This is a genomic window from Lysobacter sp. TAB13 (assembly GCF_052113885.1).
GTDB classification, from domain to species: Bacteria; Pseudomonadota; Gammaproteobacteria; order Xanthomonadales; family Xanthomonadaceae; genus Lysobacter; species Lysobacter gummosus.
Genome location: NZ_JBFRDR010000018.1, coordinates 16,572 through 28,545, shown reverse-complemented (window position 1 = coordinate 28,545; position 11,974 = coordinate 16,572). Strand labels below are relative to the sequence as shown.

Annotated in this window: 10 protein-coding genes; 2 read left to right on the top strand and 8 right to left on the bottom strand. The window is 67.9% G+C overall.

The window, feature by feature from the left end; genetic code table 11:
- Positions 1–19: 19 nt before the first annotated feature.
- Both bioA and AB4Y92_RS18955 read left to right on the top strand, forming a co-directional pair.
- Positions 20–1,420, top strand: a complete 1,401-nt coding sequence (bioA, locus tag AB4Y92_RS18960; RefSeq protein WP_441821137.1) for an adenosylmethionine--8-amino-7-oxononanoate transaminase — start codon at positions 20–22, stop codon at positions 1,418–1,420.
- A complete protein-coding gene (locus tag AB4Y92_RS18955) occupies positions 1,411–2,148 on the top strand; it encodes a 16S rRNA (uracil(1498)-N(3))-methyltransferase (RefSeq protein ID WP_441821069.1) in 738 nt (245 codons plus the stop codon). Before bioA ends, AB4Y92_RS18955 begins: the two co-directional genes overlap by 10 nt.
- A gap of 43 nt (positions 2,149–2,191) precedes the next feature.
- On the opposite strand, the gene AB4Y92_RS18950 is transcribed toward AB4Y92_RS18955, so the two are convergent.
- From AB4Y92_RS18950 to AB4Y92_RS18915, 8 genes are all read right to left on the bottom strand, one after another.
- Complete coding sequence (locus AB4Y92_RS18950) at positions 2,192–4,891, bottom strand: ATP-binding protein (RefSeq protein WP_441821068.1); 2,700 nt, start codon at positions 4,889–4,891, stop codon at positions 2,192–2,194.
- Between the two features lie 313 nt (positions 4,892–5,204).
- Positions 5,205–5,666: a chemotaxis protein CheX gene (locus AB4Y92_RS18945; RefSeq protein ID WP_057943992.1), complete on the bottom strand. Its 462-nt coding sequence runs from the start codon at positions 5,664–5,666 to the stop codon at positions 5,205–5,207.
- Positions 5,666–6,034 carry a response regulator gene (locus tag AB4Y92_RS18940; protein WP_222837518.1) on the bottom strand — a complete coding sequence of 123 codons (369 nt, stop codon included), beginning with the start codon at positions 6,032–6,034 and terminating at the stop codon, positions 5,666–5,668. The genes AB4Y92_RS18945 and AB4Y92_RS18940 overlap by 1 nt, the downstream gene beginning before the upstream one ends.
- A gap of 12 nt (positions 6,035–6,046) precedes the next feature.
- Complete coding sequence (locus tag AB4Y92_RS18935) at positions 6,047–8,209, bottom strand: ATP-binding protein (protein ID WP_441821067.1); 2,163 nt, start codon at positions 8,207–8,209, stop codon at positions 6,047–6,049.
- Positions 8,210–8,285: 76 nt separating this feature from the next.
- Complete coding sequence (locus tag AB4Y92_RS18930) at positions 8,286–9,449, bottom strand: OprO/OprP family phosphate-selective porin (RefSeq protein ID WP_441821066.1); 1,164 nt, start codon at positions 9,447–9,449, stop codon at positions 8,286–8,288.
- 440 nt (positions 9,450–9,889) lie between these two features.
- The gene (locus AB4Y92_RS18925; protein ID WP_441821065.1) at positions 9,890–10,093 is read right to left on the bottom strand and encodes a hypothetical protein; all 204 of its coding nucleotides are present in this window, start codon (positions 10,091–10,093) and stop codon (positions 9,890–9,892) included.
- A gap of 204 nt (positions 10,094–10,297) precedes the next feature.
- Positions 10,298–11,380 (bottom strand): acyltransferase family protein, encoded by a 1,083-nt coding sequence (locus AB4Y92_RS18920; RefSeq protein ID WP_441821136.1) that lies wholly within the window; start codon positions 11,378–11,380, stop codon positions 10,298–10,300.
- A 35-nt stretch (positions 11,381–11,415) separates the two neighbouring features.
- Positions 11,416–11,931 carry a chemotaxis protein CheW gene (locus AB4Y92_RS18915; protein WP_441821064.1) on the bottom strand — a complete coding sequence of 172 codons (516 nt, stop codon included), beginning with the start codon at positions 11,929–11,931 and terminating at the stop codon, positions 11,416–11,418.
- Positions 11,932–11,974 lie beyond the last annotated feature (43 nt).

The following is an 11,974-nucleotide window of genomic DNA, read 5'->3' as shown; positions in this document are numbered from 1 at the left end:
GATCACTCACGACCCACAGATGCTAACAGAGCCGGGCAGCGCCGCGGCGAACTCCTGGCGCGAACGCGACCTGAAGGTGCTGTGGCACCCCTGCACGCAGATGCGCGAGCATCCCCACACACTGCCCTTGCTGCCGATCGCCAGCGGCCGCGGGCCCTGGCTGATCGGCCAGGACGGCAAACGCTACCTGGACGCGATTTCCAGTTGGTGGACGAATATTTTCGGCCACGCCGAGCCGCGCATCGCCCAGGCCATCGCCACCCAGGCACTGACGCTGGAGCACGTGATCCTGGCCGGCTGCTCGCACCCGCCCGCGGTCGAGCTGGCCGAGCGCCTGCTCGCGATCGCGCCGCGCCAGGACGGGCGCGCGCCGCTGAGCAAGGTGTTCTACGCCGACAACGGCTCGGCCGGGGTCGAGGTCGCGCTGAAGATGGCCTTCCACTGGTTCCGCAATCGCGGCGTCGACGGCCGGACCAAGTTCATCGCCCTGGAAAACGGCTATCACGGCGAGACCCTGGGCGCGCTCGCGGTCGGCGACATTCCGCTGTACCGGCGCATTTACGCGCCGCTGCTGGCCGAGTCGATCTTCGCGCCCTCGCCCGACGCCTACCTGTGCGAACCCGGCGAAACCCCGGCCGATCGCGCGCGCCGGGCCGCGCAGGCTTTGCGCGAATTGCTCGAACGCCATGCCGATGAAGTCTGCGCGCTGATCCTGGAGCCGCGCGTGCAATGCGCCGGCGGCATGCGCATGCACGACCCGCTGTATCTCAAGCTGGCGCGCGAACTGTGCGACGAGCACGGCGTGTTCTTGATCGCGGACGAAATCGCGGTGGGCTTCGGTCGCACCGGCACCATGTTCGCCAGCGAGCAATCCGGGGTGATGCCCGACCTGCTGTGCCTGTCCAAGGGCCTGACCGGCGGCGCGCTGCCGCTGGCGGCGGTACTGACCACGCAGGACATCTACGACGGCTTCCTCGACGACTCGCGCGAACGCGCGTTCCTGCATTCGCACAGCTACACCGGCAACCCGCTGGCGTGCGCGGCGGCGTTGGCGAGCCTGAGCATCTTCAGCGACGACGACGTGATCGCGCGCAACCGCGTCACCAGCGAACGCATGCGCCAACTGGCCGCGCCCTTCGCCGATCATCAGCACATCGCCGACGTGCGCCAGGCCGGGATGATCGTCGCCTTCGAACTCAGCCGCGGCGGCGACAAGCGCAAGGGTTTCGACCCGGCCCAGCGCATCGGCCTGCGCGCCTACCGCGCCGCGCTGGAACGCGGCGTGCTGCTGCGGCCGCTGGGCGATATCTTGTACTGGATGCCGCCGTATTCGATCGACGAAGAAGCCTTGCAACTGCTCGCCGCGACCACCCGCGCGGCGATCGACCACGCCGTGCAGGAGGCCGACGCATGCGCCTGACCCGAGTCCATGTCGATGCGCAGCTCGCGCTCGGCAGCGAGGTCGTGTTGCCGGAAGGCCCGGCCACTCACCTGGCGCGGGTGCTGCGGCACGAAGTCGGCGACGCCTGCGTGCTGTTCAACGGCGACGGCCGCGACTACCACGGCCAGATCAGCGCGCTGGGCAAGCGCGAAGTGCGGGTGCGGATCGACTCCGCGCAAGAAGTCGAACGCGAATCGCCGCTGCGCCTGCATCTGCTGCAGGGCGTGGCGCGCGGCGAGAAGATGGACCTGATCCTGCAGAAGGCCACCGAGCTCGGCGTGAGCGCGGTGCTGCCGCTGTGGTCGCAGCGCAGCGAGGTCAAGCTCGACGAAGCGCGCGCGGAAAAACGCCTGGCGCATTGGCGCAGCGTGGTCGCCTCGGCTTGCGAACAAAGCGGTCGCGCCTGCGTGCCCGAGGTCGCCACGCCGCGTTCGCTGGCAGCGGTGCTGGCGGCGTTGCCAGCCGGCGGCGCGCGCTTGATCCTCGACCCGGACGGCGAGTTGGCGTTCGCCACGCTCGCGCTCGCCTTTGATGCGCCGGTGCTGCTGGCGATCGGCCCGGAAGGCGGATGGTCGCCGCTCGACCGTCAACAACTGCGCGATGCCGGTTTCCAGGGATTGCGGCTGGGCCCGCGCATCCTGCGCACCGAAACCGCCGGGCTGGCGGCGATCGCGGCGCTGCAGGCGCGCTTCGGCGATCTGGCCTGAGCAGCGGCGGCGATCGCGGCGGCTCCGCGATCGCCGGCAAATTTCACCGCTGCGTCCAGCGCATCCGCAACTCGGTCGATTTCCCCGCCACCGTCGCCAGCGCCATGCGCGCGCCCAGGCCGCGGAGGCGTTCCATCACCACCGGCAGACCCATGCCCAAGCCGCTGTCGCCTTCGCTGCTGGCCGCCGTGGTCACGCCGGGCTCGAAGATTTTCAGGATCGCATCGCGCTCGCTCATGCGGCTGACCACGTCGATGCGATAGCGGCCCTCGCGCAGCAGCGCCGCGCGCAGGCGCACCAGGTTGATGCCGCGGCCGTCGTCGCGCACGACGAACTGCCAGACCGATTCCTCGCGGCTCAGTACCAGCCGCACCACGCCGACCGGGTCCTTGCCGACCCGGCGGCGCATCGACATCGACTCGATCCCGTGCGTGACCGCGTTAGCGACCAGTTCCCTGCCGACTTCGCGCAGGACCGCGACCGCCGGCTCCGGCAATTGCTCGAACAGATCCAGCACCGCCTCCACCCGCACCGACTTGCTCTGCTGCCCGGCCAGTTGCCGCGCGTGCGCGGCCCAATCGGCGAATGCCGCCTTCGACGACGACAGCACGGTGTCGCCGCCGGACAGCGCCAGCAGCGGCACCAGTGCGAAGGCTTCTTCGGCGCCGTTGTCGAAGGCTTGAGCGGCGGCGATCCTGGCCGGATCGTCGGCGGTCGCCTTCGCGGGAGTGGAGGCGGGATCGATGGTCAGTTCGATGTCGGCTTGCGTGGCTGCGCCGGTGTCGTGGCTGGCGAGGGGCGGAGTCGTCGCAGTCGAAGCGTTGGCGTCTGTCGCGTTGCTCGTTGTTTCGACGACGGCTTTGCTCGGCGCATTGGTTATCGCAGCGGCGGGCATGGGCGGGTCGGCGGGTTCGATCTTGATCGAAGGCGACGACTCGGTGGACGGCATGGCTGCCGGCACGATTCCCGTGTCGGTTTCCGCGGGCGCCGGTGTCTGCGGCGTTGGCGATGCCTGCGGCTGAGCCGAAGCACTGTTCGCAGGCGAACGCGAGCCGACTTCGGCCGCACCGCCCGACGCGGCGAGCGGGTTCATCCACGGCAGCGACGGACTCAATCGCAGCGCGGCAGGCGGCTGCGATTCGATCTTTGGCGATGCGGTCGCGGGCGTTGGCGACAGTAGCGGTGGCTGCTCGGGTTGCGTGGCCTTTACCGGCCGCGTGGGTAAGCCTGGGCGCACGAGCGGCGGTTGCGCCGAGGGCGCAGGCGATGCCGACTGCTGCGGCTGCGGCGGCTCGGAGCCGCTCACCCGCGCGGGGATACGCGATTGCATGCGCTCAAGAAACGCCGCCGCGCGCTCCGGGCCGCCCGCGATGGCGGCGGCGCTGGCGGCGATCGGGATCTGTTCCGTGAGTTGGCCATGATCCGGATCGTCGCGCGATCCCGCTTCGGGTGCTGGCGCAGATACCGATACCGGAGGCTGCGCGGATTCGCCGGCGACCAACGCATCGGATACACGTGCAGTGGTCGCATCGATCGACGCCTGCGCGAGCGTCGCCATGGCGGCTTGCGGCGCGATCGCTTGCGCGAAGGTCGATTCGATCACCGAGGCCTGCCCCGCCTCGACCGACAACGGCGCAAGCGGCACAGGCTCGCTCGCCACCACGGCCGCCGACGCCCTGCCGTCGATCTGGACCAACAACTCACGCATCGTGCCGATGCGCTCGCCCAGATACTCCACCTCCGCGCCGAGCCGGCGCGCATCCTCATGGCCGAACTCGGGCCGATGGCTCAGTTCGACCAGATCGAGTTCGAGGCCATGCGCAGGCGTTTCGATCAGGTCCAGATCGATCTCGCCGGCCTCGCTCTTGAGCGACTGCGCGTCGGCGATCAGCGCCCGATACGAGGCTGACCGCTCGTCCATGTCCGCGGCCGTGCACAGACGCTGCAATCGCACGCGTATGCGCTCCACGGCCGCGTCGCCGTGATTCAGGCAGGCGCGAATCCGCGCGCTGTCGTGGCCCAAGGCGCGCACCAGACCTTCGAGCTGCGCGCGCAAGCGCAGTCTGGCGCCGGCCAGTTCCTTGCCCAGGCGCAGACGCTCGCCGATGTCGCTGACGCTCACCAGCAGATACTGCGCCGCGCCGTCGCGCTCGACCCGCTCGAAACGGAACCCCACCTGCGCCTGCCGCGACGGCGGCCCAGCGAATACCACTTCGGCCAGCGGATTGCGCGCGGCGATGCGGCGATCGCGCGCGTGTTCGGCGAACAACAGCTTCAGATAGCCGCGCGTCGCCTCCAGGGTATCGTCCGCGAGCATCGGCCGCAGCACTTCGATCAGGTCCATGCCCGGCCACAGCTTGCGTTGCAGCACCTGCAGCAAGGCCGGCGAGACCGGATCGCGGATGATGAAGTTCGAATCGATCAGGAACAGCCCGTCGGGCACCGCGCGCAAGGCATCCTCGGTGAACTCGCGCCACGCCGCCTGCTCGCGCTCGTGCGCGTACAGGCGCCGCAGCGGCCCCAGGATCAGATACGCGACCGCCGCCAGCAGCGACAATCCGGCGCCGATCATCATCATGCGCGGGCCGTCGCCGACGATCCCGAACAGCCCGTCGCTTTCCGCATCCCGCGCGATCAAGCCCGCCGCCGCTCCTGCCATCACCGCGGCGCAGACCGCGATCGCGGCGACCGCGCCGAACAACCGCGCATAACGCATGCGGATGCCTTTCATCGTATCGGACATCTCCCGCTCCTCCCTGTGCGATCGAGAACCTGAAACCGCAAACGCACCCAACAAACGACTGCCTGACTCCGCACGCCTCGCCCTTGCGCACTCCTCGCCTGCGTTTGCCGCTTCCCGACTGGCGAATCGCGCGACGCGGCCATCGCCCCGCTTGCGCCGCGCTGCCCCGCGGTTCCGATCAAGATCGCGAAGGACGGCCCCGACCCGCGGAACACGGACCATCGCGGCGCCGATGGTTCAAGGGGGTTTCGGCGCCGCGGCGACGCTCCCACGCGGCCGGGGCCGCCTTCGCGAAGCTCTCGCCCACGCAGACTCAGTCCAGGCGTTCGATATCGACCACCAGCGAGGCGCTATAGGTTTTCCAACTCACCATGATCACGTACGGCCGTTTGCGCGATCCGGAGTGGCCGATCGCGCCGGCCGCGGTCTTGGGCACGGAAATCTCCATCTCGCCGCCGAAGTGCTTGCGCGCGTTGCCGGCCAGGGTGTTGGCCAACTCGCCGACGGTGTCGCGCAGGTTGGCGTCGGACTGATCGCTTTCGTTGAGCGCCAGCAACAGATGGCGGATCATCGCGCGCGGCGCCGATACCGTGATGGTGCCGCGGAACTGCCCGCTGATCGCGATCTGGCCGCTGTAGTCGTACACCGGCACGGTCCCGCTGTTGTCGTCGAGGAATGCGCCGCGCACCACCGCGGCCTCCTGGGTGAGTTGGTTGAAATAGTTCGTCACCGCGTCGATGAAGACCTTGATTTCGGTTTCGTTGAGGTCGCTCATTACGGCAGCATCTCCAGTAAGGCCCCGACCAGTTGGTCGTCGGTGAACGGTTTGTAGAGAAATCCGCGCGCGCCTTTCTTCAGCGCGCTGATCGCGGTGGTCTTGTCGCTCAGCGCCGACACGACCAGGATGTTCACGTTGTCGTCGATGGCGACCATCTGCTCGGTGCATTCCACGCCGCCGATTTCCGGCATGGTCAGGTCCATCGTCACCACGTCCGGGCGATAGCGCACGAACATGTTCAAGGCCTCGGCGCCGTTGTGGGCCTGGGCGACGATCTCCAGTCCGGGCAAGCGGGTGTCGCCGGCCAGTCGCGCGATGCGCTGGCGGATCACGTTGGAATCGTCGACGATCAAAAGCTTCATCATGATCTGGACTCGTCAGAAGGTGAGTTGGAACTCGCCCGGATCGGCCTGTATTCCGGCGGTCGCGGCGGGCGCCGGCTTGATCTCGGCGACCGGCAGGCGGATGCGGAACTCGGTGTAGGCGCCGACCTTGGTCGCCATCGAGATCGTTCCCGACATCGCCCGAACCTGTTTCATCACCAGGTCCATGCCGACGCCGTGGCCGGCGTCGCGGTCGCTGCTGTGGCTGGCGGTGGACACGCCCGGCTCGAAGATTTTCATGATCACGTCGCGGTCGCTCAGCGAAGACAGCCGCTCGGCCGAGTACAGCCCGGTCGCGGCCAGCGCCTCGCGCACGCGCCGGGCGTCGATGCCGCGGCCGTCGTCGCGCACCACCAGTTCGATCTGGCGCGTGCCCAGGTCCTCGCTGCGGAAACTGACCGTGCCGACCGGCGGTTTCGACGCCGCGCGGCGTTCGTCCATGGTCTCGATGCCGTGCACCACGGCGTTGCGCAGCAATTGCAGGCCGATCGTGCGCAAGGCGTTCAAGGCTTCGCCCGGCACGCGGTCGAAGGCCTGCAACTGCATGTCCAACTGAACCTGCTTGCCCTGCTCGCGGGCGATGCGTTCGGCCAGGGTGTTCCAGCCTTCGACCGCGCGCTGCGAGGGCGAGGCCGCGCTCTTGGCCGCGCCCGCGTCGCGGCCGCCGCCGATGCGGTCGAGAAAATCGCGGATGGTGGCGACGCATTCGAACATGTCGTCCAAGTGCACGGTCATCTTGACCATGTCGGCGCCTTCGATGCTGCCGCGATCGCGCAGCCCGATCAGATCGGCCTCGAAGGTATGCGCCAGCGCCTCGATCATCTCCAGGCCCAGTGCCGCGGCTTCGCTCTTGAGCGAATGCACGTCGCGGAAGATCGCGTTGACCAGTTCGCCGTAGTCGGTGCCGGTGCGGCGCGCGGCGGCCTGGCGCAGATCGTCGTTGACGCGTTCGAGCACCACGCCGATGCGATGCAGGAACAGGCGCACCTCGCTCGATTCGCGGCTGAGCACGCGCAGCAGGCCTTCCATTTCCTCACGGGTGCGGGTCTTGGCGGCGGCAATTTCCTGCGTCAGGCGCACGCGTTCGGTCGCGTCCGACACCGTCACCAGCAGGTAGACCGTGTCCTCGCTTTCCTGCACGCGGTTGAACTGGAAGTTTAGGTAACGCGACTGCGGCTGGCCGCGTCCGTCGCTGCCGCCGGCCACCGGCACTTCCGACAGCGGGTTGAGGCTGGCCACCAGGTTTTCCTTCACCCGCTTGCCGAACAGCAAGCCCAGATAGTCGCGCGTGGCCTCCAGCGTCTGCGCCGCGACCATCGGTCGCAGCACTTCGATCAGGTTCATGCCCGGCTCGACCTTGCGCTGCATGATCTGCGGCAGCGAGTGCGACATCTGCTCGCCGACGGTGAAGTCGCCGGTCACCAGGAACAGACCTTCCTTCACCGTCGCCAGGATGTCGTCGGTCTGCTTGCGCGACTGGGTGACGGCGCGGTCGCCGGCCAGCAGGCGGCGGAACGCGACCAGCGCGGTGAACAGGAAGTTCAGCATGATCAAGCCCGCGCCGATGGTCTGCGCGCGGGTCAGGCGGCTGTTGGCTTGTTCGGTGATCGCCTGGGAACCGGCGACCAGCTTGTTGAACAGTTCGAACAACTCGGTGTTGTTGGCGCGGCCGTATTCCATCGCCGAGGCCAGTTCGGCCGGGTCCGCGCTCGGCCCGGCCAGCACCGCCTTGATCCGCGTTTCGTACGGGCCCCACAGCTTGGCGAGTTGGGCGTCGGTCTGGATCATCTCCGGCGAGGCCAAAGCGATGTCGAACGCCACGCCGCTGGTGTCGCCCGGCAACCGGCCGCCGCTGCGGAACAGCTTGATCGTGTTGTCGATCACCTGCGAACGCTTGCGCAGCGTTTCGCGCAGATCGGCCGGAACCGGCTTGCCGTTCTTGATGTCCTGATCCATTTCCAGCATCGATCGCAACACGATCTGCGAAGCGCTTCGCGCCGCGCCGCTCAAGTCGCGGGCCTGGGTGCCTTGCGCGATCTGTCCCGACAGCAGCAGGCTGGCGGCGATCAACGCGCCGGAGATGAGCAGGAACAGGCTCACCGCCACGATCAGAATGTAATAGCGCTTCCAGAAGCTGCTGCTCTTGGCCTGTTGCATGGTGGCTTCCCCCTGTGGACTTGGCTGGAACGCACCGGCCGGTCGGACCCGACCGGCCGCGCTCGCGCGATCGCGCCTAGAAATAGATCTGCATGCGCAGCTGCGCGATGTCCGGGTCCAGTTGCAGGCCGCGGCGCTTGCTGTCGGCCCAGACGTAGTTCGCCTGCAACTTGAAGTGCTGGCCGATGTACCAGTTCGCGCCGAGCGTCCAGTCGCGCTGGCGTCCGCCGAGCGACACGCCGCGATCGTCGAGATCGACCTGCGAATAACGCACGGCCACCTCCACCGCGCCGAACGCGCGGCTGGGCTTGAGATTGCCGAAGCCCGAGTTCTTGTACGGACGCGCCTCGCCGGTCAACACCCATGAGCCTGCGATGTAATAGCCGTCGGTGCTGTAGTCGGGCTGACTGTAGCGGTCCACGCCCATGCGCAGGTATTCGCTCTGCACCAGCAAAGGGCCGTGGCGCCAGATCGCTTCCAGGCCCTGGCGATTGATCGCTTCGACTTGGCTGAGCGCGCCCGAATCGACCAGGCGCACGTCGGTCAGAAAGGCCTCGGGCCGCACCCGCGCGCGCACTTGGTCGTCGTCGCGCTTTTCGTTGGAGGCCGACAGGCCCAGGTGGATCACGTCGGCGTCGGTCTTGATCGGGTTGAACACCACGCGCGCGCCGAGCGTGCGGCCGTCGTTGTCGCCCTGCAGGTCGCCGCCGCTCATCAGCGCGGCGTTGAAGTACCAGCCCGGGAGTTTGTCGTAGGTCCAGTCCACGCCGAGGCGGCGGCCTTCGTACATCAGGCCGACCGGCAGCGCGCGCTCCATGAACGTGGCGGCGTTGGAACTGACCGCGCTTTCCTCATAGCCGACCGGCGTCTTGAACTGGCCGATGCGCAGATCGCCGCCGACCTTGCTCGACAGACGCAGGAAGTTGTCGAGCCACAGCTTGCTCTTGAAGTCGTAGCCGAGCGCGAGTTCGAATACGCCGGGCCTGCGCACGAAGGCGTTGAGTTCCTGCCGGCGCCAGGCGTCGTCATCGACGAAGCGATCGGCCCCGGACGGCAAGCGGTCGTCGCCGAATTCGTTGTAGTCGTAACTCAGATTGCCTTTGAACCCGAGTTCCACGCCGGAACCGGTGGTCAGCTTGACCGGCCAATCGCCCAGCAGGCTGTAGTCCGCCGCTTGCGCATGAGCCGTCGCGGCGAACGCCAAGGACATCGCGCCGGCGAGCGCAGTGTTGATCCGCATGGTTGCTTCCCCTGTATTTTCCGGCCGTGCCGGCCCCTGTTTTGCTTATCGGCAAGGCGCGGCGAACCGCCGCGGCCGGGCCGACGTCATGTCTTGTCTGCATCGCCGCGTGTGTCGGCGCGCTGTCCGCTTACTTCGATCACGCAGCTCGCGTGGTCCGCGAACGCGACGCCGATGTCCTTGTCGCGCCCCGCGGCGCGTCCGCATCGTGGAAATCGCCCGCGGCTCGATGATCCGCGTGCCGCGACCGGGATCGATGCGGCGCGCCGCGCCTTTCCTCCCCTGCTTTCCCTATCCCTGCAATCGGGTCTGCGAAACGACTTACGTGCTGCTCATCACATCGCGGACTTCATGCGTTCGATAACGAGACGAATGAAGCTTGTCCAGCGGGAAAAATTCGGGGTGCGGCGGATAGCCGCATCGCATGTGCACGTTGAAGGTCAATTGCGTGCATCGCATGCATATCGCGCATGCATTACCGAATCGTAATGACGCGCCGTCGCGCTCAGGGGCCGCGCCGGCCGCGATCGCGCGGCGAACATCGCCGCTTCAATGCGATAGCGAATCGCCGCAAAGGAATCGCTGCATTCCTCGACGCTCATGCGCACGGCGGAAGCGATGGAGAGGCATGCGATGTGCGCCAATCGGGTGAGGCCTTATGCCTGAAACCCGGGATGACGGAAAAAGAACGAAAAACCTGCCGGCATCGACGATATAAACGTGACACACATCACATGACGTTTATCTTGAGCGCGAGAGCTGCGTGCTGATCGGCACGCTGATTAAGTAGCGTCGGCACAACTTCGCGATGACTCGGCGCCGTTCGCCGCGAGTGCGGCACGCACGGACTAAATCTTGAAGTAGATGCGCCGCGCATTTAGCAGCTTCACCACCGCCCACCACAGCGCGACGAAGGCCAGCGCGAACGCCAGCGACGGCAGGTAGGGACCGAAGCGCGGCGTCATCCAGTCGGCGAAGCCGTGGCGATAGACCGGTTCCAGCCACCCCAATCCCATCAGCGCATACAACATCAGTGCCGAACCGCCGTAGGCGGCGATCGCGTTGACACCGAAAGCACGCCCGATCGGCGGCCAACCGGCGCGATCGATCAGGCGATGGAACAGCGCGAGAATCCAGCACGACCAACCGCCCGCCCACAGCACGTAGGCCGGCGTCCACAGGTTTTTGTTGATCGGCTGCGTGTACGACAGCGCCCAGCCCGCGGCCAGGCACACGCCGCCGGCCAGCAGCAGCGCGCGCAATCGGCCGCGGCGCAGCCAATCGCCGGCGCGCAGGCCAAGCAAGGTCGTGGCCAGGGCGCCGAGCACGGAGACCAGCCCTTCCGGATCGTGGCCGCGGCCGCTGACCGGGTCGATCTGATAGACGTGCACGCCGAACAGCGCGCTGTCGATGCGGCTGGCGATATTGACGAACGGCTCGTAGCTGCCGCCGGCGGCGAGCAGCGCGGCGTAGCCGGCCAGCAACGCCAACAAGGCGATCCACTGCGCGCGCGCCGGCACGTACAGCGCCAGCACGGCCGCGGCAGCGAAGCACAGGCCGATGCGTTGCAGCACGCCGGGCAGGCGCAGGTGTTCGTGGCCGGTGACCCACATCGAGAGCGTGTGCAGCAGCAGACCTAGGCCGACGATGCGCAGCGCGCGCCACAGCGCCGGACGCAGCAGGTCGGCGGCGGGCACGCCGCTCTCGCGGCGCGGCATCATCGCCAGCGCGATCGACACGCCGACGATGAACAAGAACATCGGAAAGACCAGATCGGTCGGGGTGAATCCGTTCCAGGCCGAGTGCAGCAACGGCGCGTAGACGTGGTCCCAGTCGCCCGGATCGTTGACCAGCAGCATCGCCGCGACGGTCAATCCGCGCAGCGCATCGACCGAGGCATAGCGTTTGACGGACGCGAGCGGCGCGGGCACGGACGACGCGGCGCCGCCGTGCTGCGGCGCCGGACTCACGCCGCTTGCGCGAGCGCTTCGCCGATCATCGCCTCGACCGCTTCCAGGTCGGGCAGCAGCGCGGCATCGTCGTTGAGGCGCACGCGCGCCTGCACGCCGTGCGGCAGCACGTCGCCTTCGCGGCCTTCCAGGGTCAGGCTGTCGGCGGCCACCGTGACCAGGCGCGGGAAGCCCTGGGTCAGCAGAGCGAAATACGGCAGGCGCGAGGCGGCGCTGAGCGCCTTCAGCACCACCACCTTGCTGCCCAGGCCGCCGGGTTCGCGCGCCAGTCCGGACAGTTCGCCGAACGCGATCAGCGGCAAGGTCCAACCACGCCAGCGCGTCTGGCCGAGCAGCCAGCGCGGCGCGCCGGTGATCGGCGCGGGCGGCGCGTACGACAGCACCTCGGCGATGGTCGCGTTGGGCAGCAGCAGACGGGCGCCGCCGACCTGGATCAACACGCCGCGGATGTCGGTCTGGACGGACGCCGAGGCGTCGCCGGCGGAGTCGCTGGTTTGGTTTTCGTTCGACATCGCGCGAATCCTCGCCGCGGCGGCCGCGGCTTGTTGCGAAGGC